Raw genomic sequence first — 25,034 nt, 5'->3', positions numbered from 1 at the left:
CTCGCCGATGTGCGATCCTTCCGGCATGGCAGACACCACCACCCGCGCCGGGGGCGTGCGCGCGCAGGCCCGCGAGCAGATGAGGACGGCGATCCTCGAGACCGCGCGCGCCCACCTGGCCGATCACGGTGCGGTCGGGCTGTCGCTGCGAGCCGTGGCCCGCGACGTCGGGATGGTGTCCTCGGCGGTCTACCGCTACTTCCCCAGCCGGGACGCGCTGCTGACGGCCCTCATCATCGACGCGTACGACTCCCTCGGCTCGGCCGTCGAGCGGGCCGAGGCGCGGGTGCCCCGCGAGGACCTGGCCGGCCGGTGGCGCGCGGTCGCCGTCGCCACCCGCGGGTGGGCGAGGGCGGACCCGCACCAGTACGCCCTGGTCTACGGCTCACCGGTGCCGGGGTACGCCGCGCCGCAGGACACGGTCGGCCCGGCCACCCGGGTGGCCCGACTGCTCGCAGACCTGCTCGTCGACATCGCCGCCAGCGACGGCACCCGTCCGGGCGACCCCGATCGGGAGGGCAGCACGGCTGCGGTCGACGCGGCCGTCCAGCCGGTCGCCCGGTACACCGGCGGTCAGGTGCCGACCGACCTGCTGGTGCGCGGCGTCATGGCGTGGACCTACCTGTTCGGCGCGGTGTCCTTCGAGCTGTTCGGTCAGCGCCACCAGGTCATCGCGGAGGACCACGCCGACGACTTCTTCGCGGAGGAGTCCCGTCGCCTGTGCGTTCTGCTGGGCATAGCCGACGACTGACCCCCCGGCGCGTCGCCCCTGCCGCGCCGGTTCGGTCGTCCGAGGGTCAGCCCGCACCACAGCTGCGCTGCCTGCTGTCGCAGGTCGAGGGCTGAGCCGCCCCCGCCCGGTGTGGATCACCAGCACGACAGCGCGGCATCGCCACTCCCGTCGCCTCAGCATCACCGCGCCGGGACGAGCGGGAGGGATGCACCCCGCTCCCCCACCGGCGCTGCCCCCCTCTCGCGGTTCGTCCCCTCGTGGCGACGGTCCCCGTCGGCCCTCGCGTCCGCGCGGGGCGCAGCCCGGCGGGCGCCGTGGTCCCCCACCCGATGAGTTCCCCGGGCACGGCGGGTCGACCTGGATGGCTGCAACCCGGAGCCAGGCGACTCCGCACCACCCCATCAGAGGCTGACCCATGAAGCTGCTCCTCACCTCCGCGGGCGTCACGAACCCGAGCATCCACGACGCGCTCCTCGACCTGCTGGGCCGACCGATCGGCGATTCGACGGCCCTGTGCATCCCCACGGCGCAGTACGGGCACCCGATGGTCGACCCGGCCATGACGTGGCGGTTCATCAGTGGGACCTCCGATCTCGCGATGTGCGGACTGGGGTGGAAGTCCGTCGGAGTCCTGGAGCTGACCGCCCTGCCGAGCATCGGCCAGGAGCGTTGGGTCCCGTGGGTCCGCGAAGCGGACGCGCTGCTGGTGGCCGGCGGCGACGCCGGGTACCTCAGTCACTGGATGCGGCAGTCCGGGCTGGCGGACCTCCTGCCGTCGCTGCACGACACGGTCTGGGTGGGGTTGAGCGCCGGCAGCATGGTCCTGACGCCCCGGGTCGGGAGCGCGTTCGTCCAGTGGGAGTCACCCGCCGGTGACGAGGCGTTGGGCGTGGTCGACTTCTCGATCTGCCCGCACGTGAACGGCGAAGGGCGACCGGGGAACACGATGGCGGAGGCGCAGGTGTGGGCGGCCGGTCTCCCGAACCCCGGCTACGTCATCGACGACGAGACCGCCATCACGGTCGTCGACGGGTCCGTCGACGTGGTGTCCGAGGGCCGGTGGGCCTTGCTCGACGCCGCATCGTGAGCGCCGACGGACCGGCGGCCCGTGCGACCCCCACCACGGTCGGCTCTCGACGAGCTGTGCGCCGATGCCCGCCGCCGGTGCCGCCAGCACGGTGACGAGGTGGGGGGCTCCCCCGCCGACGCGCTGGATGGGGTCCCTCGACACGCCCGACGTCGACCGGTGGTCCTCCTCGATGACGGGGCCCGCCAGACTCGTCCTGTCCGCCGCCCAGGCCGACGAGCCTGCCTGGACGACCGCCGTGGAGGAGGATCGCTTGCCGACGAGTCCGCCGCCCCGCGACCGCCGGCCCACCGACGCCGCGCGGCCGCACCCGGCACCCGTCCTGACCGGTCGGCGACGGTCGTCGTGAGCGGCCCGCTCTGGCTCCGCAGCGTGCGACGCCGACCCCACATCGCGGTCCTCCTCTGCCTGTTGTCCGCGGTTGCGGTGCTGACGTCGATGCTCGGTCCCCTGCTGGTGAGAGCCGTCCACCAGTCGACGCTCACCGACGCGCTCGAGGCAGGCGGGCTCGGCGGCACGTCGATCTCGGTCTCCGGCCAGGCCGCTGCTGACGAGCCGTGGTCCCAGGTCGAGGACCTAGCGGTCGCCGCGGTGGCCGCGGGTCAGGAGGCCGCCCCCCAGCACTGGTCGGACCCGCAGGTGCTGACCAGCTCGACGTCGATCACCTACGTCACCGCGGCCCCGGGCGCGGCCCCCACCGCCGCCCTGGTCAGCGCCCTCGACGGCGCCTGCGGCGCCTACCGGCTCACCGCAGGCCGGTGCCCCACCACGACCGGCCAGGCCATGGTCAGCGCGGCCGACGCGACGAGGCTGGCGATCGTCGTGGGCGGGAAGATCACGTTCAGCCTGGCGCGGGCACCGCGGACGGTCGTCACGGTGGTCGGCCTCTACGACGCGGAAGCCTCGACGACGGCCGACCTCACCCGTCCCGGGACCCCGGCCGGCGTGGCGACCGGGGTCGAGGCGGACCCGCTGGTGCTGACCGCGCCCCAGGCGGAGAAGCTCCCCCTGGCGGTGGACATCACCGTCCGGATGACCCTCCGACCCGGGCTGGCCGTGGGCGACGTCCCCGTGGTGCAGAGCTCGGTCGAGCAGCTCAAGACCGCCACCAACGCCCAGGACCGGGTGCTCGAGGTGCAGAGCGAGCTGCCGGACGTGCTCGACCGGGTCGACACCCAGGCGTCCGCGGCCCAGGTGCTCATCCTGGTCACCGACGTCCAGGCGGTCTTCCTGGCCCTGTTCGCGCTGGCGATCGTCCTCCAGCGGATCGGCCGGGTCCGGGCCGGCGAGTGGAGCGTCGGCCGGCTGCGCGGGGTGCCGCGAGGGCGCTGGCTGCGGTCCATCTTCACCGAGCCGTTCCTGGCCATCCTCGTCGGGCTCCCGCTCGGTTTCGCCGCGGGAGCGGCCGTCGGCCGGCTGGGTGCACGGCTCGTCCTGCGCGCGGGCACGCCGGTCGAGCCGTGGCGCTGGCCGGTCGTCGTCGCCGCCCTCGGCACGGCCGTCATCGCCGTCGCCGCCCTGGTCGCGGTCAGCCTGCCAAGCATCCGTCGCCCGCTGGCCCAGCTGGTGCAGCAGGAGTCCGAGGCGCGGCGGTTGACGACGGCCGGCGCGGTGGTGCAGACCGGGGTGCACCTGCTCGCTGCGGCCACCCTCTACCAGCTCGTGACCGGCGGTCGGCTCAGCACGACCGGTCCGCAGCTGGGCCTGCTCGCCCCCGGCCTGTTCGCCCTGGCCGTCGCCCTCGCCTCCGTACGACTGGCCGTGGTGGTGGTCCGCCGGGTCACCACCCGCCCACCACGGGGGCTCGCGGCCCTGGTGGTCGGACGACACGCCGCCCGCACGCCGTCCTCGCTCAACCCGGCCATGGTCATCGCCGTCGGGGTCGCGCTGGCGGTGTTCGCCAGCCAGGTGCTCGCGTTCTCCGAGCGCAACCAGGGTCTGCGGGCCGACGCCGTCACCGGGGCGAGCGCGGTGCTGGGTGTGTCCGTCGCGCCGGACGTCGACCTGCTCGCGGCCGTCCGGGCTGCGGACCCCGACGGCCGGCAGGCCATGGCGGTGCAGCAGAGCACGGTCGTCGCCTCCAACGGCACCGCGCGGATCCTCGCGGTGGACAGCTCCCGCCTGGCGGCCGTGTCCCGCTGGTCGACGGCGTGGTCCGGGGTCGCCGACCTGGGCGCCGCCCTCAGGGCGGACCAGCGAGCCCCGATCCTGCTCCGGGGGGAGCGGGTCGAGGTCGACCTGGCCCAGGTCCAGGTGCGCCTGCTCCCCGGCACGGCCAGTGCGGCAGACCCGCCGAGTCCGCCCGACCTCGCGCTGACCGTGGAGGCGGCGGGACGCTGGCGGACCGTCAAGCTGGGACCGTTGCGGCGTTCGGCGAGCCGGCAGCACCTGACGGCGGCGTTGCCGTGCGCGACGTCCTGCCGGGTGGTCTCGCTGGGCCTCGCGGCCGCTGCGGGCACTCCGTACCGGGCCACGTTCACCGTGACCGCCGTGGCCACCGACGCCCTGCCTGCGGCGGACTCGGCCGGCTGGCTGCAGCTCCGGCAGGGCTGGCACGCCCAGACGGTGGACGACACCCAACCCGAACCCACCTCGATGGCGACACCGGCGCCGTCGACGCGCGGCCTCACCCTGGGGGCGTTCGACCTCGAGGGCGAGAGCCTGACCGCGGTCGCCCCGGGTGACACGGTGGACCCGCTGCCGGCCGTGCTCGGACCCACCACCTCGGACACCCCGGTGCCCGGGCGCCCCGGCTCGATCAACGGCCTCGGGCTGGACGGGCAGGACCAGCGACTGGCCGTGGTCGGCACCGCCGCCGTGCTCCCCCGGTGGCTGGATGACGGCGTCCTGGTGGACCTGGGCGTCGCCCGGAACCTGTCCGACCCGTCCAGGAGCCAGATGCTCGACCAGGTGTGGCTGGCGCCGGGTGCAACGCCAGAGCTCGAGCAGCGGCTGGCGGCGAACGGGGTCCGGGTGCAGAGCCGCGAGCTGCTCGGCTCCGCCCGGAGCGCCCTGGAGCGGCAGGCCACCACCCGAGGAGCTGCGGTGGCGGTGGTCATCAGCGCCGTCGCGCTGCTGCTCAGCCTGGTCGCGCTGGTGGCGGCACGCTGGACCGATGCGGGTCGGCGCCGCGCCGACTGGCGGGCGCTCCGCGAGGGCGGGGTCGGGCCGCGGCGGCTGCGCCGGCTCGCGAGGACCGAGATCGCCGTGCCCGCCCTCCTGGCGGTGGCGGTCGGGCTGCTGAGCGGCGCCGTCGCCGCCCGCATCGCCGGACCCCGGTTGCCCGTCGTCGACGCCGCCGCCCCCGGACCGCCGCTGGACCTGCAGCTCGACTGGTGGCCGGTCCTGCTGCTGGGGGCGGGCGCCGTCCTCGTCATCGGGGTGGTCGCCGAGATCGGCGCACGCGCCGAGGTCCGAGCCGAGGAGGGGCCGTGAGGGCAGGGGAACGTCGAGGAGCCGAGGTCCGCACCGTGGGGGTGGTGCACGTGTACCGGGTCGCCGGCACCGACGTGGCGGCGCTGCGCGGCGTCGACCTCTCCGTCGGGCCGGGCGAGCGGGTGGCGCTGCTGGGGCCGTCGGGATCGGGCAAGTCGACCCTGCTGAGCGTGGTCGCCGGGCTGCGCCGCCCCTCGGCGGGCTCGGTGCTGGTCGACGGCCGCGACATCGCGCGCTTCTCGGAGTCCGAGCTGTACGACTACCGCAGCCACAGCCTCGGGCTGATGATGCAGGGGGACCTGTCCAACCTGCTGCCGTACGCCAGTCCGCGGGAGAACCTCGCCTTCGTCGGGGGGCCGGTGCGATCGCGGGGCCGCCACGAGCTCACGGACGGGGCTCTCGGCGCGGCCGGGCTCGCGGACGAGCGCCGCCCGGTGGCGCTCCTCAGCCGCGCCGACCAGCAGGCGACAGCGCTGGCGGTCGCGATGGCCGGCAGCCCCCGGCTGCTGCTGGTGGACGAGCCCACCAGCCAGCTCGACGACGACGCCCGCGAGCGGTTGCTCGACACGCTGGTCCAGACCACGACGGCCGCCGGCACCACGCTGCTGATGGTCACCCACGACGAGCAGGTGGCGCACCGCATGCAGCGGATGGTCCGGATGCGGGACGGCCGGGTGGGCGCCGAGGGCCAACGGCACGAGCAGTACGCCGTGATCGGTGCCGACGGGTCCGTGCAGCTGCCCGAGGAGCTGTTGGCGTCCTGGCCGGCCGGCTCGGCGGTGTCGGTGAAGGAAGCCTCCACGGACGAGATCACGATCCGTCGGCGCCTGCCGGCCGAGGAAGCGCCGTGACCACCGGAGCCGGCGGCCCCCGGTCACCCGGGCTGCGGGTCCGCGGGCTGACCGTCGAGAGGCCGGCGGTCGGGGGGGCACCGGGCCGGGACCAGCGGCGGTCGGTCGTCGCCGACCTGGACCTCGACCTGGCCCCCGGCCAGCGTCTGGCCCTCACCGGTCCGTCGAGCGCCGACGTCACGGCCGTGCTCGCCTGCCTGGCCGGTCAGCGCCCACCGTCCGGGGGCTCGGTGACGGTGGACGACCTGGAGCTGGGCCTGCACCCAGAGCCGCGGCGGCTGGGGTACCTGAGTCCGGACCACCGGCTGATCGGCACCCTGACGGCGGTGGAGAACGTGCTGGTCAGCCTGATCGCCGGCGGGGAGCCGTCCAACCGGGTCACCGGCGAGCGGGCCGAGACCCAGCTCGCCGCTCTGGGGCTGTCCCCGGCCACCTGGCACAACCTGGTCGAGCAGCTCTCCGGGGGGCAGCAGCAACGGGTGGCCCTCGCGCGCGCGCTGGTGCTGCGGCCGCGCCTGGTGGTGCTCGACGAGCCGACCAGCGAGCTGGACCCCGACAGCGTCGAGCTGGTCGTGGGCGTCCTCCGCGAGGTCGCCTCGGACGGCGTGTGCTGCGTGCTCAGCAGCGACGACGACGTGCTGCTCGACCTCTGCGACCGCCGCATCACGCTCGGCTGAGCACGCTCGGCGGCCCGAGCACCCCACGAGGAGAGGTCCTCCTGCGGTCCCGCCGAGGGGGCGGTCCACGCGACCTCGATCGGACCCCCCGCACGCTGCGTCCGCAACCGTGTTCCCGAAAGCCCAGCGGGCGCGCGGGCGATGACCTCGTCATCGGCCGCGCCCGCGGCTCGGTGGGGGTGGTGCAGCAGCCCCGGGCGGTGCGACCATCGGCCTTGGCGCCCCGCGTCGTCCGCCGACCCGCCGAGGCGGTGGCTGGCATCGAGCGAGGCGAGGGTCCGCGCACACCGGGAGGCACCATGGCCAGCACAGCTCTCGTGATCGGCGGCTCCGGGCAGATCGGCCTCGCCGTCGCGGACGCGCTCCGCGCGGCGGGCTGGGAGGTGGTGTCGGCGAGCCGCGGGTCGCGACCGCCGGTGGAGGGTCGTGCCGGGGACGGCGTCGTCCTCGACCGTGAGGACACCGCCGCACTCCGCCGCACCGCTCAGGGCCACGACCTGGTCGTCGACACGGTCGCCTTCACCCCTGCCCACGCTCGACAGCTCCTGACCCTCGACGTCGGAGCCCTCGTCGTCATCTCGACCGCAGCCGTCTACGAGGGTGCGAACGGCACCTACCTCGACGTGGTCACCGATCCCGACTCCTACCCGGACTACCCGGTCCCCATCACCGAGGACTGGCCGACCGTGGACAACGCCGAGCAGACCTACTCCCCGCTCAAGGCGGCGATGGAGCGCGAGCTGCTCGGAGGGTCCCTCCCCGTGAGCCTGCTGCGGGCAGGGGCCGTCCACGGACCCGGGAGCGCGGCGCTGCGTGAGTGGTACTACATCAAGAGGGCGCTGGATCGGCAGGAGCGCGTGACCCTGCCCTGGGGCGGCGAGGGTCGCTTCCACCCGGCCTCCACCGCGAACCTCGCCGCCCTCGCCCTCGCCTGTGCGGAGGCTCCGGGCCACCGCGTCCTGAACGCGGTGGACGAGGAGTGCCCCACCGACGCCGAGATCGGCCGGGCCGTCTTCGAGCTCCTGGGCCATGAAGCCGAGATCACCACCGTCGCCGGCCCCCCGCGCGACGACGCGCCAGCCTCCCCGTGGAGCACACCCAAGCCCTTCGTGCTGTCCATGGCACGCGCCCGCGACGACGTCGGCTACGTGGCCCCCCTGACGTGGCGGGCCGCTCTGGAGAAGGACGTCGACTGGGCGGTCCGAGCGGTGCGGCGGGCCGAGGACGACGGCGGCTCCTGGCACGACGTCTTCCCCGACCTCCGCGCCTGGGGCGCCGACGACTGGTTCAGCTACCGCGCGGAGGAGGTCGGGCCGAGGTCGTAGGCCGCCGTCCCGTCGGGAGGCGCACCCCTCCTCCCTCAGCGTCCAGACGCCTCGACCGGGGCGGTTCCCGCGTCCCGGGTGCGGCTCACGACACACGGCCGCCACCGGGCGCGGACCGCGGTGCTCCGCGTCCGTCGTGGCCGCGTTAGGTTTTGGCCAGCGGGCCGATCGCCCGTCGACGGCCGGGGCCTCCCGCTCGGCAGCGCACGGAGAATGAGGAGTCGGATGACTGGGGCAACCTCGACGCGGCCCGACCCGGAGGCGACCGGCGACGAGCCGACCGGGGCTCCCGCGAACTCAGCCAGCGCCAACCAGCTGGCGCAGACCCTGAGCGAGCTCGCCCGCACCCTGGAGGCCGAGGACGACACCGAGTCGATGCTCGGCGATCTGGTGGCGGCGGCGGTGGCGCAGATCCCGGGCGTCGACGAGGGCTCCATCAGCGTCGTCCTGGGCCGGCGCGACGTGAGCTCGCAGAGCCCTTCCAGCGACCTGCCCCGGCGGGTCGACGCCCTGCAGACCACGACCGGCGAAGGACCCTGCCTGGACGCGGTCTACGACGAGAAGGTGGTCTCGGTGCCTGACATGGCGTCGGAGACCCGGTGGCCGCGCTTCGCACCCCTGGCCGCCGAGGCCGGGGCGAGCAGCATGTTGTCGTTCCAGCTCTGGGTCGAGGGCGACAACCTCGGAGCCCTCAACCTCTACGGGCGCGAGGCCCACGCGTTCACCGAGGAGTCCGAGCACGTCGGCCTGCTGTTCGTCAGCCACGCCGCGGTCGCGATGGCAGGTGCGCAGAAGCACGACCAGCTGGTCGCCGGCCTCGCCACCCGGGACCTGATCGGGCAGGCCAAGGGCATCTTGATGGAGCGGTACAAGATCGACGCGCAGAAGGCGTTCTCCCTGCTGGTCCGGGCCAGCCAGCACCGCAACCTCAAGCTCCGCGACCTCGCGGCCGAGCTGACGGACACGGGCCGCATCGCCGGCGTCACCCCCGCCTCTCCCAGCCCGCCCCGCCCGGGACGCTGACCTCGGGGTCCGCGGTCGATCGACGCTCTCACGGACGAGCCAGGGCCGTGGAGTGACCCTGGCGCCGCCCGGCCCGATGAGTCCGGGGTCGCGGCCGAGTCAGGACGGGCATGAGCGGGAGCAGTGCGGGTGGGGGCCAGGTCGTGGTGAACCGGTCGATGTCGCTGGACGGTTTCATCGCCGGGCCGGGGGACACGATGGGCTGGGTCCACGACTACCTGACGGCGGACACCTTCCCCGAGGTCATGGCGGCCACCGGTGCCATGCTCGTGGGCCGACGCACCCACGAGGTCGCCCGGCAGATGGCGGCCGAGGACACCGACTACGACGGGGGCCCGGTCTTCGTCCTGACCCACCGGCCGCCCGACGAGCCGGTGGCCGGGGTGACCTTCCTCAGCTGCGACCTCGCCGAGGCGGTCGCGACCGCCCGCGCCGCCGCGGGCGGGAAGAACCTGGAGGTCCTCGGTGCCGACCTGGCCAGCCAGTGCCTGCGGCAGGGCCTCGTCGACGAGGTCCTGGTCTACGTCCTGCCGGTCCTGCTGGGCGACGGCGTGCGCTTCTCGACCCCCGGGCTGGGTCGCATCGAGCTGGAACCGGTGAGCCGCCAGCAGTCGGGCGCCGTGACGCTGCTCCGCTTCCGCGTCCCAGCGGCACGACCGGCCGGCTGAGCGCCGCGACCGGCCCGCCGGGCGTGCTAGTCCCGCTCCGGTGCGGTGGTGGCGGCCAGCAGGCGGCGCGCGCGCCGGCCCAGGTCGCTGAGGTCCACCCGTCCTGCGTCGGCCGCCGAGGCCAGCCGCGACGCCAGGTCGAGGGCCTCGTCCAGCACGGGGGCGTCCGCCGCCGCGTCCTGACCCATGTCGCGCAGGATCGTGGCCTCGGTGCGGGACGCGATGATCGGCTCCGGGATGCCCTCGACCCAGACGCGGGTGCGGCGGCCGTCGCCGCGCTCCTCGCCCAGCAGGGGCTCCAGCGCGAAGACCCGGTCGGCCCGGGCGAACTTGCCGAAGCCCAACGAGATCATCCGCGAGTCCGAGGGCACGCCCTGATCCTGGCAGCGTCGGGCGCCGCTGTCAGCGCGGGGAGTGATCCCGTCCCCGCCGGGCGGCGGCCCGCCGGCTCAGCTACCGGCGGTGACGTGGGTGACCGGGAGCCCGGTCTTGTGCTCCAGCCGGCGCGGCAGGTCCGCGCGCAACCAGCGGGACAGCCGGGAGGGCAGCGTCGAGACGATGATCTCGTCGAACTGCCGGCCCCGCATCGCCGTCTCCACCGCCCGCACCGGGTTGGCGTCACCCACGATGCCCTCGACGGTGGCCCCGGCCGCCCGGAACCGCTCCAGAGCGCCGGCGAGCCGCTGCTCCGCGAGGGCCCGGGCCTCCTGCGGCGAGGAAGGCATCACGGCGGGGCCACCCACCGCGACCGCCGTCGCCGCACCCGGCACCAGCTCCACCACCGGCGTGGCCGGCACCACCAGGAAGAACTCCGACGGCTCCGAGGCCGCCCGCCGGCGGAGGAGCTCCACCAGCTCGTCACCCCCGAGCGTCTGGTTCGCCACGATCAGGTACCGGCGCATCACGGCCTCCTCGGCGGGCGCTCCCCGTCGAGCGCTCCTGGTCGTCACGGTAGTCCCGCCGTCCCCCGCCCGACAGGCCCGCGACGGTGCGAGAACCCCCACCTCGGGACCCCGCGGCTGCCCGCTCCGCCGGGCCGGACGCGTCACCGGATCGACCTGCGACCGTAACCCGCGCGACCGTCGACCGGCCTCGCCACCGGGTACCGACCGGCCATGGACACCACCACGTGCATCCTCTGCGGAGGGCCGCTGGACGACGAGCAGTCGGAGGTCTTCGACCTGGTCGGCGAGAGCGCCGCCTGCGAGGCCTGCTACGAGCGCGCGACCCGCGACGCCGAGCAGCAGGACGTGCTGCTCGGCGCCTGACCGGGCCCGCGAACCGACCTCAGTCGCGGTCACCGGGCCATCGTGCCGGGCGCGCCGGGGCTCGGCGACGTCCGGTGGCGGCCCGTGCACGCCGCCTAGGATCCGCGGGTGGGGTCGCGCGCGCTCGTCCGCTGGCTGCTGAGCGGCGTGCTCCTGCTGGCGGTCGTCGTGGGGCTGGTGGTGCTGGTCCGGGACGACGGCGCCGGTGCCGTCGCGCCGGCCCCCGTCCCCGACGGCTCGGCGCAGCCGTGGTCGGCGCGGCAGGCCGGCCGGGCGTTCCTCGACGGGTACGTCGACCCCGACGGCCGGGTGGTCCGCCGCGACCAGGACGGCGACACCGTCAGCGAGGGCCAGGCCTACGCGATGCTCGTGGCCGCCGCCCTCGACGACCGGGGCACCTTCGACCGGGTCTGGGGCTGGGCGCGGGACCACCTGAGCCGCCCCGACGGCACGCTGAGCTGGCGCTGGCAGGACGGGCGGGTGGTCGACGACGCCTCGGCCGCCGACGCCGACCTCGACGCCGCCCGCGCGCTGGTGGTGGCGGGCCGCCGCTGGGAGGACCCGGCGCTCACCTCGGCGGGCAGCACGCTCGGCACCGCCGTCCTCGACGTCGAGACCGTGCCGACCGGGCTGGGCCGCGTCCTCACCGCCGGCAGCTGGGCCACCCAGGACCCGTGGGCGGTCAACCCCAGCTACGCCTCCCCCGCGGCCGTCCGCGTGCTCGCCGCGGCCGCTCCCGATCCGCGGTGGGCCGAGCTGGACGCCGGCAGCCGCGCGATGCTGGCCGTGCTGCTGGACGCCGCCGCCCTCCCGCCGGACTGGGCGCAGGTGCACGGCTCGGGCCGGGTGGAGGCCACCTCGGGCGCCGCCGGACGCGGCGGGGAGGGCGTCCGCTACAGCTACGACGCCACCCGGATGCCCCTGCGCTACGCCGAGTCCTGCGACCCCGCCGACGTCGCGCTGGCGGCCCGGCTGGCCGGCCCGCTGAGCCGGACGAGCGGTCACGAGGCCGTCCGCGACCTCGGCGGCACGCCCCTGGGCGACGTCCCCTCCGTCGTCGCGGCCGCGGCCGAGGCGGCAGCCGCGGCCGCGGCCGGGGACGCGGACCGGGCCCGCGCTCAGCTGGCCGCCGCCGACCAGCTGCAGCAGCAGTCCCCGACCTACTACGGCGGGGCGTGGGACGCGCTGGGCCGCCTGCTGCTCACCGACCCGGTGCTGGGCGGCTGCCCGCCGCTGGAGGGCTGAGGCTCAGGTGGCGTCGATCAGCCGGGCGGTGGCGACGAGGCCGCCGGCGAGGCCGTGCCGGAGCCGGCGGACCGGGCCCGGGCGGCGGGGCGCCGTGCGGCGCTGCTCCGCCACGGCGGCCAGCAGCAGGTAGCGCTCGCTGGCCCGGCGGCTGCGGTCCTGGTCCCAGCCGGGTGCGGTGACGAGGGGGTCGGGGTGCATCGGGGCTCCTCTCAGGCCCGGGCGATCCGGATGTCGCCGGACCCGGTGCGGGCGTGGATCGAGACGTACGGGTCGTCGGGGCCGGGCTCGGCGGTGGGCGGGAGGGCGATGTCGACGTCGCCCGAGCTGGAGTGCAGGTCGAGCCAGGCGGCCAGCTGCCCGGCGACGCCCACGGTGATGTCCCCCGACGCGGTCCGGACGTGGACCGAGCCCGAGGTGGCGGCCAGCCGGAAGTCCCCGGAGGCCAGCTTGGCCTCCGCCCGGCCCGTGAGGCGGCCGATGGTGGCGTCGCCGGAGGCGGTGCGCAGGGTCAGGTCGGCCCCGCAGCTGTCGACGCGGATGTCGCCGGACCCGGAGCTCACGTCGGCCTCGCCGTCGACCGCGAGCACGGTGATGTCACCGGAGCCGGTGTGCAGCCCGGCCGTAGCCGTCGCGGCCAGCCGCAGGTCCCCGCTGCCGCTGCGCGCGGACACCCGGCCCAGCCGGACGTCGGTGGTGAGGTCGCCGGACCCGCTCGTCAGGGTGAGGTCCGTCCCGGCCGGCACGGCCAGCCGGATGCGGGCCTCGCCCGAGGCCCAGCCGGTCGCCGGCGGCACGACGACCCGCACCTCGGCGCCGAAGGTCTGGACGTGGACGCGGGCCTCCTGCTCGTCGCCGTCGCAGTCGATCTCGCCGTGCACGGCGCCGTCGTCGCTGGCGACGACCTCGACGAGGCCCGCGCCGACCTGCAGCTGGACGTGCTCGGCGTCGGGGGCGCGGAAGGTCCTCACCGGACCCAGCCCTGCACGGTGCCCGAGCCGCCGTCGCGAGGACCGTCACCGCGGCGGCCGCGGTCGGACCGGTCGCCCTCGGGTCGGCCGCGCCCCGGCCGCGGGTCGTGCTCGGCCAGCGGGAAGCCGGGCCGGAAGGGCGGCGGCGGGACCGGCACCGACGGCGGCACGTTGAGCCGCACCCCGTCGTGGCCGATGTTGAGACCCCAGCCCTGTCCGCGGCCGCGGCCGGCGCGGGTGCGGTCGGCCAGCGCCTCGAGCACCCGGTGCAGGAGCCAGGTGTTGGTGGAGACCCCCTCCGCGTCGGCGTACTCGTCCACCTTCTCCTTGACCGACTGCGGGAGCCGCAGACTCACCCGGGCCTGCTGCTCGTCGGCGTCGGCGTCGGCAGCGAGCGGGTCGACGACCGTGGGATCCTCCGGCTGCAGCACCGTGACGTCGTGCGGGGCGGGCGTCGGGAGCGTCACGACGAAGGTGGGCTCGGCGCCCTGCATCCGCAGGTCGACCGACCCCGGCGCCAGCTCGACGCTGATCTCGGACGCGGCGTCGGCCAGGGCGGAGAGGAGGGCCAGCCGGGTGGCGGCCTCGACGCCGGCGCCGAGGCGCTCGGCGACCTGGCGGGTGTGGTCGTCGGCGAGGGCGGCGGAGTCCTGGACTCCGCGGCGCACCGACGCGACATACGGGGTGAGTTCCATGACTCCACTGTGACGTCAGATTGACGCCACGTCAAGGGATAGGCGACGTCATGGAGGCGCGGCGTGACGCCGAACGGGTCAGTGCGGGGTGGTCCAGCCCTCGGTGCTGGTGGTGACGGGCAGGTCGCGGTCGGCCGACTCCTCGATGGCCAGCGCGACCTGCTGGTCGTGCAGGCCGTCCGCGAGCGGGTATGGCGCCGGCCCGCCGCCCCGCGCCCAGGCGGCCGTGCGTTCGAGCAGGGTGGCCATCGCGACCTCCTCGTCCATCCACCGCCGGCCGGGGTAGGGGTTGCGGTAGACCACCTCCGATCCGAAGGTGATGTGCTCGGTGTCGTAGCCGACCAGGTCGAGGTCGTGGCCGGTCTGCCGCCGCACCAGCGGGGTGCGCACCAGGGTCTGCGGCGCGGCCATCCACACCACCTCGTCGTCCCGGAGCTCGCCCGCCGAGCCGCGGACGAGCAGCCGGCGGAACCGCAGCTGGTTGCGCGTCTGCTGCTCGGTGTAGTCGTAGACGCCCGACCGGCCGGGTCCCAGGTCGAGGGTGGCCAGCGTGGTGGTGGTCGGGTGCTCCGCCGGGTCGTCCGTCCAGCCGCCCCGGCCGAGCGGCTGCAGCAGGGGCGCGGTGGTGCGGGTCGCCCGGGCGGTGACCGGCTCCCGGCCCGCCCCGAGGAACCCGCGCACCAGCGACACCGCGTGGTACTGCTGCGTGGAGGAGACCTGCACCTGCGTGGGCGTGCCGATCACCCCGCGCGCGACCACGGCGGCCCTGGCCGCGTGGGACGGCATCATCAGGTACTGCTCCGCGACCTGGACCAGGCCGGAGCCCCCCACCGCCGACCACAGCGCGCGCAGCCCCGCCAGGTCGGGCGCCGGCGGCGTCTCGGCCAGCACCGGCAGGCCGCGCCCCACGGCCTCCGCGACGACGGCCGGCGTCACCGTCCACGGCGTCGCCGTCAGCACGAAGTCCGGCCGGACGGCCGCCACGCACGCCTCGAGCGACGCGAAGGTGGGCACCTCGAGCGGGCGCGGCGTGCGCACCACCACCCCGGCGCAGCGCACCGTCGGGAGGACGCGGGCCACGTCGAGGAACATCCGGGCCCGCCACCCGCTGCCGATCAGCGCGAAGGTCGTCACCCGGCCACGGTAGCGACGCCGCTCGACGGGACGCGTGAGGTCAGCGGGCGGCGGGCTCGAGCTCCAGCCAGGCGCGGCGGCGCTCGCGCTGCTCGACCGGGTCGGCGACCGGGACGGCGGCCAGCAGCCGTCGGCTGTAGGGGTCCTGCGGGGAGCGCAGCACCTCGGCCGTGCGGCCGGTCTCCACGACGCGGCCGTCGTACATGACCGCCACCCGGCTGGTGACGGTGGAGACGACGGCGAGGTCGTGGCTGATGAACAGGCAGGCGAAGCCGAGGTCGCGCTGCAGCTCGGCGAGCAGCTCCAGGACCGTGGCCTGGACCGACACGTCGAGCGCGCTGGTGGGCTCGTCGGCGATGAGCAGTGCCGGCCGGTCGACCAGGGCCCGGGCCAGGGCGACCCGCTGCCGCTGCCCGCCCGACAGCTCGTGCGGGAGCCGGCCGGCCAGGTCACGGCTCAGCCGCACCCGGTCCAGGAGCTCCTCGACGCGTGCCCGCCGGACGGCCGGGTCGGTGGTGCCGTGCAGCACGAGCGGCTCGGCGATGCTCCGGCCGACGCTGTGCCGGGGGTTGAGGCTGGAGGCCGGGTCCTGGAAGACGATGCCGAGGCGCGAGCGGGCCCGGCGCAGCTCCGCCCGGGACGCGCCCGACAGCTCGACGCCGGCCAGCCAGGCCTCGCCCGAGCGCACCGGCACCAGGCCGGCCAGCGCCCGCCCCACGGTCGACTTGCCCGACCCGGACTCCCCCACCAGGCCGAGGAACTCCCCCGGCGCGACGGTCAGCGACACCTGGTCGACGGCCCGCACCTCGCCGCCGCGGCCGCCGTAGACGACGCTGGCGTCCCGCAGCTCGGCGGCCAGACCGTTCGCGGAGCTCGTCGACGGGCCCTTCGACGAGCTCAGGGAGCGGGGGCCGGGCTCGGCGTCCGCGCGGGGGTCGGGCTCGGCGTCCGCGCGGGGGCCGGGCTCGGCGCGGGGGGTCAGGTCGGAGCGGGGGTCGGGTGCGACGTCGGTGATCCGCGGCACCGCCTGCAGCAGGGCGCGGGTGTAGTCCGCCGCCGGGGCGGCGAACAGCTGTTCCGCCGGGGCGCTCTCGACGATCCGGCCCTCGCGCATCACCGCGACGTCGTCGGCGACGTCCGCCACCACGCCCATGTCGTGGGTGATCAGCAGCACCGCCGTGCCCAGCCGGTCGGTGAGGTCGCGCAGCAGGCCGAGGATGCCGGCCTGCACGGTGACGTCGAGGGCGGTGGTGGGCTCGTCGGCGATCAGCACCGCGGGGTCGTTGCTCACCGCCATGGCGATCATCGCCCGCTGCAGCTGCCCGCCCGAGACCTCGTGCGGGTAGGCCCGGGCGATCCGCCGGGGCTCGCGGACCGACACCTGCTCCAGCAGCTCCAGCACCCGGGCCCGGGTCGCGTCGGCGCCCAGGTGTGGCTGGTGGACCTGCACCGCCTCGGCGATCTGGTCCCCGATGCGGAAGACCGGGTTGAGCGCGCTCATCGGCTCCTGGAAGATCGCCGCGATCCGGCGACCGCGGACCGCCTGCAGCCGGTCGGCCGGAGCGCCGACGAGCTCTTCGGCCACGTCACCGTCGGTCAGGACGCCCGAGCCGCCCACCCGGGCGTTGCGCGGCAGCAGCGACAGCAGGGCCATCGCCGTCACGCTCTTGCCGGAGCCCGACTCCCCCACGAGGGCGAGCACGCGGCCGCGCTCGAGGGTGAAGCCGACGCCGTGCACGACCTCCCGGGGCGGGCCGGGCCGGCGCGCGCCGGTGGCCGCGAACGCGACGGTGATCCCCGCCACCGTCAGCACGGGCGCGGTCGGCACGGGCCGGGCGCTCGCCCCGGTCGGTCGGTGCTCGGTCACGGGGCGAGCGTGACCTTGAGGTAGTTCGGGTACGCCGGGAAGGCCCCGATCGCGAAGTTCTGCACCTTCGAGCCGTGCAGGAACGAGTTCTTCGTGTAGGTCAGGGGGACCACCGGCGCGTCCTCCATGATCATCTTGTCGATGGCCGCCCACTGGGCGCCGGCCGCCGCCTGGTCGACCTCGCCGGTCGCCTTGGCGATGGCGGCGTCGACGTCGGCGTCCTGGTAGCGGGAGATGTTGTAGCCCCCGCTGCCGATCTGGCTCGAGTCGAACAGCGGCTGGATGTTGCCGTTCGGGCTCGGGAAGTCGGGCTGCCAGCTGCCGATGTAGAGGTCGTAGTCACCCGAACCGCTGGTGACGCGCTCGGTGAGGGTGTTCGCGTCCAGCGGCTGCAGGGTCACCTTCACCCCGGCCTTCTCGAAGCCCTGCTGCAGGGCCTGGGCCTGGGCCAGCGAGACGGTGTCGTTGCCGGTGACCAGCGTGAGGTCGAGGTCGTCCGCGTGACCCGCGTCGGCCAGCAGCTGCTTCGCCTTGTCGGGGTCGCCGGCGGCCGGGGCCGGGTACAGGTCGTACTCCTCGCGCCCGGGGATGCCCGGGGTGATCAGCGTCGTCGCCGCGGCGCCGGCGAGCTCGCCGCCGGAGGCGACCAGGAAGGCCTGGCGGTCGACGGCGTACTGCAGGGCCTGGCGGACCTTCACGTCCTCGAGGTCCCCGCGCTGGGTGTTCAGCGCCAGGTAGGCCAGCGCGCCCGGCTCGGAGGTGACCAGCCGGCTCTTCGCCGAGGGGTTGTTCTGCGCCTGCGCCAGCTGGGCCGGCGGCACGAACTGGGCGCCGAAGGAGGTGGCGGCGTCGCCGCTGTCGGCGATCAGCGCCTGGGCAGCGACGGTGGCGTCCTGGCTCATCTTGAAGGTGATCGTGTCCGGGCCGGCGGTGCGGACGGCGTCGGTCGACGCGTCCCACTTCGGGTTGCGGACCATCTTGAGGGCGACACCTTGCTGGTAGGACTCGATCGTGTACGGGCCCGAGGCGGCCGGCTTCTCGCCGTAGGTCGCGGGCTCGGTGTCCTTCGCCTTCGGCACGGGCGAGAACGCCGGCATCGAGGCGATCCAGGGCCAGTCGCCGTAGGGGGTGTTCAGCTCGAAGACGATGGTCTTGTCGTCCGGGGTCTTGATGGAGTCGAGCTCCTTCCCGTCGTACGGGCCGGCGTAGTCGGCCGCACCGGCGAGCAGCGCCTTGTGGTAGCCGAGGCCGCCGGAGAGCTCCGGGGCGAACGAGCGCTCGAGGCCGTACTTCACGTCGGCGCTGGTGATCGGGGTGCCGTCGTCGAAGGTCAGCCCGTCCTTCAGCGTGTAGGTCCACGTCTTGCCGCCGTTGCTGGCGGTGCCGGTGTCCGTCGCGAGGTCGGGGACGTACTTGGCCTCCTGGCCGGGCGTGATGTCCCACGTCGTCAGCCGGCGCTCGACCAGCCCGAGCGAGGTGATCGCCAGGCTCTGGCTCTTGGCCGGGTCGAAGCTCAGCTCGGTCTGCGAGGTGAGGATGGTCAGGTCGCCGCCCTTGGTGACCGGCGCGCTGGAGCTGCTGGTGCTGGGGGTGGTCGGGTTCGCGTTGCAGCCGGCGAGCAGCAGGGTGGTCGCCGCCAGCAGGGCGCCGACGGTGGTCGCGCGCTTCATCTCGATGGTTCCTCTTCTGGGTGGGGGGTGGGGACGGGGTCGGGTCAGCCGGAGCGGTTCCCGACCCGCGGGTCGAGGAGGCCGTAGGTGAGGTCGACGACGAAGTTCGCCACGACGATCACGAAGGCCGAGAACAAGGTGACGCCCACCAGCACCTGGAGGTCCAGGTTGCCGACGGCGTCGAGCAGCAGGGCGCCCAGGCCCTGCATGGAGAAGACCTTCTCGGTGATCACGGCCCCGCCGAGCAGGCCGCCGAGGTCGAGGCCGAAGACGGTGGCGACGGGGATGAGCACGTTCCGGAGCGCGTGGTGGCGGACAACCCGTCCCTCGCCCAGGCCCTTGGCCCGGGCGGTGCGGATGTAGTCCTCCCCCATCACCTCGAGCATCTCGCCCCGGGTGAGCCGGGTGTAGAGCGCGGCGTTCAGGAAGGCGAGCACCAGCCACGGCAGCACCAGGTGCCACGCCCAGTCGACGGGGCTCTCGCTCAGCGGCACGTAGCCCGACACCGGCACCATGTTGAGCGTGAAGCCGAACAGCAGGATGCCGAGCAGGCCCACCAGGTAGGCGGGCGCGGAGACCCCGGCAACCGCCCCGGTCATCAGCACGCGGTCGGTCAGGGAGCCCCGCTTCAGCGCCGACACCACCCCCGTGCCCACCCCGATCAGGAGCCACAGCACCGCCGCGCCGATCGCGATCGAGAAGGTGACGGGGATCCGGTCGACGATCAGCTCGGTCACCGGCTGGTTCAGCCGGAACGAGTAGCCGAAGCACGGGGCGGCGCACTGGATGGCCGCGGCCCCCGTGCCGTAGGTGCGACCGACGACCAGACCGCCGAGGAAGGCCAGGAACTGGCGCCACCAGGGCTGGTCGTAGCCCATGAACGCCTCCGCCTGGGCGAGCCGTTCCGGCGTGCAGGGCCGCCCGCAGGAGAGCTGGGCCGGGTTGGCGGGCAGCAGGTAGAAGATCGCGTAGCTGATCAGGGCGATCACCAGCAGCACCGCGACCATGCCGAGCACGCGGCCGCCGAGGAAGCGCAGGTAGCCGCCGGCCCGCACCGTCCGGCGGGACGGTGCGTGCTCGGTGGTCGGGACGGTGCCGGTCCCGGAACCGGTCGACGGCAGGCTCATCGGCGCAGGCTCGCGGACCGGGGGTCGAGGGCGTCGCGGAGCCCGTCCCCGAAGAGGTTGAAGGCCAGTGTCACCAGGAACAGTGCGGCGCCGGGGAAGATCAGGAACATCGGGTCGGTCTGCACCCAGCTGATCGCGTCGCCGATCGAGCGACCCCAGGCCGGGGTGGGCGGCGGCACGCCCACGCCGAGGAACGACAGGGCGGCCTCGGCCCCGATCTTGCCCGGCACCGAGATGGTGGCGAACACGATGATCGTCGCCGCCAGGTTGGGCAGGATCTGGCGAAGCATGACGTGGCCCGCGCCGGCTCCGGCCGCCCGCGAGGCGACGACGTAGTTCCGCTCCTTGAGCAGCAGCGTCTGGCCCCGGACGACGCGGGCGATGGGTGGCCACCCGAAGAAGCCGATGACCAGCACGATCAGCGCCGACTTCGGCAGCCAGGTGGGGATGATCGCACCGAGGGCGATCATGAAGATCAGGCTGGGGAAGCCGAACACGACGTCGGTGGCCCGGCTGAGCAGCCGGTCGGACCAGCCGCCGAAGTAGCCGGCCAGCAGCCCGACGACGACGCCGAGCACCACCGACACGACCGTGGCCAGCAGCCCGACGAGGATCGAGGTCCGGGCCCCGTAGACGACGACCGCGAACAGGTCGCGGCCGGTCAGCGGCTCGACCCCGAACCAGTGGTCGGCGCTGATGCCGCCGAAGGCGCCGGCCGGAGCACCCGTGGCGTCGAGCGCGTCGAGGTCGTAGTCGTAGGGGTTGTGCCCCGAGACCAGCACGACGAGCGGTGCCAGGGCCGCGACGAGGACGAAGCCGAGCACGACGACGACACCGACGACGGCGCCCGGGTCGGCGCGGAGTCGCCGGCCGACCTGCCGGCCGCCCAGGGACGGGGCGTCGACCTGCTCGGTGCTCATCACGCTCATCTTCGCTGCCCCGTCCCGGGTCGTGCCGCCGGGGCGGGTCCACGTGCCGCATCCCCGCTGCTCAGGGGTGCAGGGGCCGCGTCGACCCCGTAGCCGACCGTAACGCCAGGGATTCCGGGAATCTTCCCGGTCCGCGGACCGGACCCGGAGGCTGGCGCCCTCGGGCGTGACCGAGGTGTGACCGAGCCGCACCGAACCGAGGGCGGGACCGCGCCGAACTCAGCGTGCACGATCCCTCCCCGAGAACTGGACACCCCATGACCACGCCGACCGTCGACCCCACCCGCATCCGCGCCCACGTGGAGCGGCTGGGCGCCCTGCACCCCCCGGTCGACCTCGCCGCCGCCGACTACACGCTCCGCGACGCCCGGGCGGTCCGGGCCCGGTTCGCCGGGCCGCTGGAGTACATGGCCCGCGTGGAGATGGAGGTCGAGCGCAACGTGCTCGAGCTGGCCGTGCTGCTGCCGGGCGTCAGCGAGACCGACCGGCTGTTCTACGCCGACGTGTGGGGGCCGCAGGAGGAGCACCACGGCGTGCTGCTGGACACGCTCGGCCAGCACCTCGGGATGGCGCCGGCCGAGCCGGACCTCGACGGCGTCCCGCCCCGCATCCGCGTGCTCGGCGCGCTGGCGCACATCCCGGCGGTGCACGAGGTCATCCGGCTGCTCTACTACCTCACCGGGGCGGCGACGGAGCGGTCGGCGATGCTCGCCTACCAGGCGATGTCCGACGGCCTCGCCGCGATGGGCGAGGACGCCGTCAAGACCACGGTCGTCGACGCGATCAAGGTGCAGGAGCCCGGCCACTTCGCCTTCTACCGGATGAGCGCGCTCGAGCTGGTCCAGTCGGGGGCGCTGGCGCCGTGGCAGCTGCACCTGGCGCGCCTCCTGCGGTCGAAGACCTTCGGCCTCGTCGGCGCGAAGACGCGCGCGCAGCGGACGCAGTTCGGCAGCGTCCTCGTCGAGCTGGGGATCGACCAGGAGCTGGAGCGCAACGTCCGCGACATCGTCCGGGTGGAGACCCAGCTGCTCGGCGCGGCCGACCAGGGGCTGGCCGTGCCGGGTTACGCGCTGGCCGCCTTCCGCGACGCCGCCGCTCTCTACCGCGAGTCCGCGGTCGCGGGCGTCGGCCGCGAGCTCGTCGCGGCCTGAGCGGTCGGCCCCGGCTAGGCGCCGGGATCGCCGGAGGGCAGCGGGATCTCCGCCGCGCCGCCCGAGGGGACGCCGAACTCCGGCCGGCCGCCGGGTCCGGAGCCGAGCGGCTGCACGTACACCTGGCGGTCCTCGCCGCAGCTGCCCTCCGCGAAGGTCACCGCGTGGTACGCGAACCAGGTCTGCCGGCCGTCCGGTGAGGTGAAGAAGCTGTGGTGGCCGGTGCCGTAGAGCCCGCTCTCGTCGCCGCCCGCGAACAGCGGCTCGGGGTCCTTCGTCCAGCTGCCGGGGTCCAGCAGGTCGGCGTCCTCGTCGGCGGTGAGCATCCCGATCGCGTAGTCCGGGGTCCAGCAGCCCGAGCCGGAGTAGGTCAGGAAGACCTGGCCGTCACGGACCAGGGCGGCGGGGCCCTCGTTGACCAGCACCCCGACGGTGCCGGCCTTCGTCTCCCAGTCCAGCCGCGGTTCCGACACCACGACGGCCTTCCCGCGCACCGTCGTCGGGGTGGCCAGCTCGGCGAGGTAGAGGTTCTGCTGGCCGTTCGTCCCGCCCGGCCAACCCGACCAGGCGACGTAGCGGGCGGAGCCGGCCGTGAACACCGTCGCGTCGATGGCCCAGCGGTTGCCGGGCAGCTGGAGCCGGCCGGCGAAGCTGTACGGGCCCTCGATCGCGTCGGCCTCGAGCACGTAGGTGCGGTGGTCGTCGTTGTCCCCGCCGTCGGCGGCCACGTAGACGTACCAGCGGCCGTCGATCTCGTGCAGCTCCGGCGCCCACCACTCGCAGCAGGGGCTGCCCTCGTCGCCGCCGGAGAAGATGGTCTCCGCGTCGGTCCCGCCGAGCGTGGCGAGCGAGGTGGACGAGCGCAGCGTGACCCCGGTGCCCGAGGACTGCACCGACCAGTACCGGCCGTCCACCACCGTAACGAAGGGGTCCGCACCCTGGCCGAGGACCGGGTTGGTGAAGGTGGCGGCGGCGGCGCTCGGCGCCGGCGTCTCCGGTGCCGGGCCGGCCGGGGTCGACGTGCAGGCCGTCGCGAGGAGCAGGACGGTCAGCCCGGCTCCGAGGGCGGAGCGCGGCGACCGGCGCGGACGACGCCGGACGTCGGTGGCCGCGGCGAGGGGCGTCATCGGGTTCCTCGTCTCTCCACGGCCCAGGAGCCGCGGTCAGGGTCCGCACTGTAGGCGCTCGGCGCGCCGCAGGGGGACCGACCGGCGGCAGAATGGCCACCGACCGCGCGGACGGGCGCGTGCAGGAGCCAGGGCAGGAGCGCAGGCCGGTGCGGGAACGCCCTCGCGACGTCGCGGACGAGGTGGTCCTGGACGCCGTGCGTCGCCACTGGGCGGGCACGGCCGAGGCCGTCGAGCACCTGCCGGTCGGCTTCGGGGCGCACCACTGGGCGGTGTGGACGGCCGGGGTGCGGACCCACTTCGCGACCCTCGACGCGGTCGGCGCGCGCCACTCCGCGACGTCACTGGAGGCCGCCTACCGCACCGCGGTCACCCTGGCGGCGGAGCTGGAGCTCGTCGTCGCGCCGCTGACGAGCCGCTCGGGCGCCTGCACCGTCCCCCTCAGCCCCGTCCCCCTCGGGCGGTACGCCCTCTCGCTCACCCCGTGGTCGAGCGCCCGGACCCCGGAGGTGCTGGACGGGCCGGCCACCGCCGCGCTGCTGGGCCGGCTGCACGCCGTCGACCCGCCCCCGACCACCCCGCGGTGGCGTCCCCGGGTCCCGCCGGACCTGGCGGTCCGGCTGACCGCCGCCTGCGCCGCTCCCTGGACGTCGGGACCGCACGGCGAGGAGGCGCGGGCGGCGATCGGCGCCCGGCTGGAGGCCGTCGGCCGGTGGACCGCGCGCTACCACGCGCTGGGGGCGACGGCGGCGGGCCGGCGCTGGGTGGTGACGCACGGCGAGCCGCACGAGGCGAACCAGCTGGTCGACGACCGCGGCCGGCTCCGGCTGGTCGACTGGGAGTCGGTGGCGCTGGCTCCCGCCGAGCGCGACCTCCGGACGCTGCTGGAGCGCGGCCACCCCGTGGCGGTGGAGCCGGCCATGGTCGAGCTGTTCGACCTGGAGTGGCGGCTCGACGAGATCGCGCAGTACGCCGCCTGGTTCGCGGCCCCGCACCCGGGCAGCGCGAGCGACGCCGTCGCCCTCGAGGACCTGCACCACGAGCTGGGCCGGCCGGACGCTGTCTAGGCTCGACCCGTGCTGACCGGCCTGCGACGACCTGTGCGGGGCGCCGCCGGCCTCGCGCTCGCGGTCGCGCTCCTCAGCGCCTGCGGCAGCCCGCCGGCGCCGGTGGCCGGCCCCCCGGAGCCGGGCGTCGGTCCGGGCGCTCCCGCGACCCGCGCAACCCGGTCCACGCCGACGCCCGCGCCGAGCCCGACCGCCCGGGCGACCCCGACAGCCCGGCCGACCCCGACGGCCCGGACGGCTCCCCCCGCCCGGCCGTCGGCGGCCCCGCCGAGCTGGGTGGGCGACCGGCGCGACGTCGTCGCCTTCGCCCCCCTGGACGACCCGACGGACGTGACGGTCGAGGGCCGGGTGACCGACGCCGAGGCCTGGTCCACCTCCAAGGTGCTCGTCGTGGCGGCCTTCCTCGACACGGTCGTCGACGGCGACCCGGACCGGCTGACGGCGGCGCAGCGACGGCTGGTCGAGCGGGCGCTGACGCGGTCCGACGGCGTGGCCGCGGCAGCGCTCCGGGCCCAGCTGCCGGGCCGACCCGGGCGGGCGATGACGGCCGTGCTGCGCGCGGCCGGCGACCGGACCACCACCGCGCCGGACCGGTACGAGGGCCTGATGTCCTGGAGCGCGCGCGAGCAGGTCCGCTTCATGGCCGCGCTGGCCGCCGGGGAGGTCGTGTCCCCCGCCGCGAGCGCCTACCTGCTGGCGCAGATGCGGCCCGTCGCCGCGCAGGCCTGGGGACTGGGCACGGTCGGCGCGAGCGCCTACAAGGGCGGCTGGCTGCGGGCCGACCGGGTGACCCGGCAGATGGGCCTGCTGGACGGCTACGCCGTGGCCGTGCTGACCGACGCGGTCGGTCCCGCGGTCGTGCAGAGCGACGGGGACGCCGCCCACGTCCGGCAGCTGGACCGGCTGGCCGCCGGGCTCCGGGAACGGCTGGCGGCCGAGCGCGCGGAGCGCTGACGTCGGGACCGGTGCGGGGCCCGGTCCCGC

24 protein-coding genes are annotated in these 25,034 nt (G+C 75.3%); 13 read left to right on the top strand and 11 right to left on the bottom strand.

Annotation, left to right across the window (positions count from 1 at the left end; translation table 11 throughout):
- Window positions 1-25: 25 nt before the first annotated feature.
- The 8 genes from BLT72_RS09350 (at window position 26) to BLT72_RS09310 (ending at window position 9,799) form a co-directional block, all read left to right on the top strand.
- Window positions 26-751 carry a TetR/AcrR family transcriptional regulator gene (locus BLT72_RS09350; protein ID WP_091412325.1) on the top strand — a complete coding sequence of 242 codons (726 nt, stop codon included), beginning with the start codon at window positions 26-28 and terminating at the stop codon, window positions 749-751.
- A gap of 397 nt (window positions 752-1,148) precedes the next feature.
- The gene (locus tag BLT72_RS09345; RefSeq protein WP_091412323.1) at window positions 1,149-1,820 is read left to right on the top strand and encodes a Type 1 glutamine amidotransferase-like domain-containing protein; all 672 of its coding nucleotides are present in this window, start codon (window positions 1,149-1,151) and stop codon (window positions 1,818-1,820) included.
- A gap of 438 nt (window positions 1,821-2,258) precedes the next feature.
- Window positions 2,259-5,255: an FtsX-like permease family protein gene (locus BLT72_RS09335; protein WP_157720373.1), complete on the top strand. Its 2,997-nt coding sequence runs from the start codon at window positions 2,259-2,261 to the stop codon at window positions 5,253-5,255.
- On the top strand, window positions 5,252-6,106 hold the full coding sequence (locus tag BLT72_RS09330; RefSeq protein ID WP_197677247.1) for an ABC transporter ATP-binding protein: 855 nt from the start codon (window positions 5,252-5,254) through the stop codon (window positions 6,104-6,106). Before BLT72_RS09335 ends, BLT72_RS09330 begins: the two co-directional genes overlap by 4 nt.
- Window positions 6,103-6,783, top strand: a complete 681-nt coding sequence (locus BLT72_RS09325) for an ATP-binding cassette domain-containing protein (protein WP_157720372.1) — start codon at window positions 6,103-6,105, stop codon at window positions 6,781-6,783. The genes BLT72_RS09330 and BLT72_RS09325 overlap by 4 nt, the downstream gene beginning before the upstream one ends.
- 299 nt (window positions 6,784-7,082) lie before the next feature.
- A complete protein-coding gene (locus tag BLT72_RS09320; RefSeq protein ID WP_091412313.1) occupies window positions 7,083-8,108 on the top strand; it encodes an NAD-dependent epimerase/dehydratase family protein in 1,026 nt (341 codons plus the stop codon).
- Between the two features lie 225 nt (window positions 8,109-8,333).
- Window positions 8,334-9,131: a GAF and ANTAR domain-containing protein gene (locus BLT72_RS09315; protein ID WP_091412311.1), complete on the top strand. Its 798-nt coding sequence runs from the start codon at window positions 8,334-8,336 to the stop codon at window positions 9,129-9,131.
- Between the two features lie 110 nt (window positions 9,132-9,241).
- A complete protein-coding gene (locus BLT72_RS09310) occupies window positions 9,242-9,799 on the top strand; it encodes a dihydrofolate reductase family protein (RefSeq protein ID WP_091412308.1) in 558 nt (185 codons plus the stop codon).
- 26 nt (window positions 9,800-9,825) lie between these two features.
- Here BLT72_RS09310 and BLT72_RS09305 read toward each other — a convergent pair whose 3' ends face one another.
- Together BLT72_RS09305 and BLT72_RS09300 are read right to left on the bottom strand one after the other, a co-directional pair.
- On the bottom strand, window positions 9,826-10,170 hold the full coding sequence (locus BLT72_RS09305) for a hypothetical protein (protein WP_091412305.1): 345 nt from the start codon (window positions 10,168-10,170) through the stop codon (window positions 9,826-9,828).
- A gap of 78 nt (window positions 10,171-10,248) precedes the next feature.
- A complete protein-coding gene (locus tag BLT72_RS09300) occupies window positions 10,249-10,701 on the bottom strand; it encodes a hypothetical protein (protein WP_091412302.1) in 453 nt (150 codons plus the stop codon).
- A 213-nt stretch (window positions 10,702-10,914) separates the two neighbouring features.
- Here BLT72_RS09300 and BLT72_RS22165 point away from each other — a divergent pair, with 213 nt between their 5' ends.
- Both BLT72_RS22165 and BLT72_RS09295 read left to right on the top strand, forming a co-directional pair.
- Window positions 10,915-11,067 (top strand): hypothetical protein, encoded by a 153-nt coding sequence (locus BLT72_RS22165; protein WP_157720371.1) that lies wholly within the window; start codon window positions 10,915-10,917, stop codon window positions 11,065-11,067.
- 108 nt (window positions 11,068-11,175) lie between these two features.
- Window positions 11,176-12,312 (top strand): glycosyl hydrolase family 8, encoded by a 1,137-nt coding sequence (locus BLT72_RS09295; protein ID WP_091412300.1) that lies wholly within the window; start codon window positions 11,176-11,178, stop codon window positions 12,310-12,312.
- A gap of 3 nt (window positions 12,313-12,315) precedes the next feature.
- Here the strand turns inward: BLT72_RS09295 and BLT72_RS09290 are convergent, their stop codons facing one another.
- From BLT72_RS09290 to BLT72_RS09255, 8 genes are all read right to left on the bottom strand, one after another.
- Window positions 12,316-12,513, bottom strand: a complete 198-nt coding sequence (locus BLT72_RS09290) for a hypothetical protein (protein WP_091412298.1) — start codon at window positions 12,511-12,513, stop codon at window positions 12,316-12,318.
- A gap of 11 nt (window positions 12,514-12,524) precedes the next feature.
- Complete coding sequence (locus BLT72_RS09285; RefSeq protein ID WP_091412295.1) at window positions 12,525-13,283, bottom strand: DUF4097 family beta strand repeat-containing protein; 759 nt, start codon at window positions 13,281-13,283, stop codon at window positions 12,525-12,527.
- On the bottom strand, window positions 13,280-13,978 hold the full coding sequence (locus BLT72_RS09280) for an Arc family DNA-binding protein (RefSeq protein WP_091412293.1): 699 nt from the start codon (window positions 13,976-13,978) through the stop codon (window positions 13,280-13,282). The genes BLT72_RS09285 and BLT72_RS09280 overlap by 4 nt, the downstream gene beginning before the upstream one ends.
- A 78-nt stretch (window positions 13,979-14,056) precedes the next feature.
- Window positions 14,057-15,112: a Gfo/Idh/MocA family oxidoreductase gene (locus BLT72_RS09275; RefSeq protein WP_091412290.1), complete on the bottom strand. Its 1,056-nt coding sequence runs from the start codon at window positions 15,110-15,112 to the stop codon at window positions 14,057-14,059.
- A 40-nt stretch (window positions 15,113-15,152) separates the two neighbouring features.
- Window positions 15,153-16,979 (bottom strand): dipeptide ABC transporter ATP-binding protein, encoded by a 1,827-nt coding sequence (locus BLT72_RS23295; RefSeq protein WP_280949249.1) that lies wholly within the window; start codon window positions 16,977-16,979, stop codon window positions 15,153-15,155.
- On the bottom strand, window positions 16,976-18,649 hold the full coding sequence (locus BLT72_RS09265) for an ABC transporter substrate-binding protein (RefSeq protein WP_091412288.1): 1,674 nt from the start codon (window positions 18,647-18,649) through the stop codon (window positions 16,976-16,978). The genes BLT72_RS23295 and BLT72_RS09265 overlap by 4 nt, the downstream gene beginning before the upstream one ends.
- Window positions 18,650-18,693: 44 nt before the next feature.
- Complete coding sequence (locus BLT72_RS09260; RefSeq protein ID WP_091412285.1) at window positions 18,694-19,776, bottom strand: ABC transporter permease; 1,083 nt, start codon at window positions 19,774-19,776, stop codon at window positions 18,694-18,696.
- Complete coding sequence (locus BLT72_RS09255; protein WP_197677246.1) at window positions 19,773-20,696, bottom strand: ABC transporter permease; 924 nt, start codon at window positions 20,694-20,696, stop codon at window positions 19,773-19,775. The genes BLT72_RS09260 and BLT72_RS09255 overlap by 4 nt, the downstream gene beginning before the upstream one ends.
- Window positions 20,697-20,962: 266 nt before the next feature.
- Between BLT72_RS09255 and BLT72_RS09250 the strand changes: the two genes are divergently transcribed.
- Window positions 20,963-21,856 (top strand): GTP-binding protein LepA, encoded by an 894-nt coding sequence (locus tag BLT72_RS09250; RefSeq protein ID WP_091412281.1) that lies wholly within the window; start codon window positions 20,963-20,965, stop codon window positions 21,854-21,856.
- 14 nt (window positions 21,857-21,870) lie between these two features.
- On the opposite strand, the gene BLT72_RS09245 is transcribed toward BLT72_RS09250, so the two are convergent.
- The gene (locus tag BLT72_RS09245) at window positions 21,871-22,983 is read right to left on the bottom strand and encodes a glycoside hydrolase family 43 protein (RefSeq protein WP_091412278.1); all 1,113 of its coding nucleotides are present in this window, start codon (window positions 22,981-22,983) and stop codon (window positions 21,871-21,873) included.
- 149 nt (window positions 22,984-23,132) lie between these two features.
- On the opposite strand from BLT72_RS09245, the gene BLT72_RS09240 reads away from it, so the two are divergent.
- The gene (locus tag BLT72_RS09240) at window positions 23,133-24,050 is read left to right on the top strand and encodes a phosphotransferase family protein (RefSeq protein WP_197677245.1); all 918 of its coding nucleotides are present in this window, start codon (window positions 23,133-23,135) and stop codon (window positions 24,048-24,050) included.
- Window positions 24,051-24,059: 9 nt separating this feature from the next.
- A complete protein-coding gene (locus BLT72_RS09235; protein ID WP_091412273.1) occupies window positions 24,060-25,004 on the top strand; it encodes a serine hydrolase in 945 nt (314 codons plus the stop codon).
- The last annotated feature ends 30 nt before the right edge of the window (window positions 25,005-25,034 follow it).

Source organism: Friedmanniella luteola, from assembly GCF_900105065.1.
GTDB classification, from domain to species: Bacteria; Actinomycetota; Actinomycetes; order Propionibacteriales; family Propionibacteriaceae; genus Microlunatus; species Microlunatus luteolus.
Note: the sequence above shows the minus strand (reverse complement) of the source record. Positions and strands in the feature narration are given on the sequence as shown.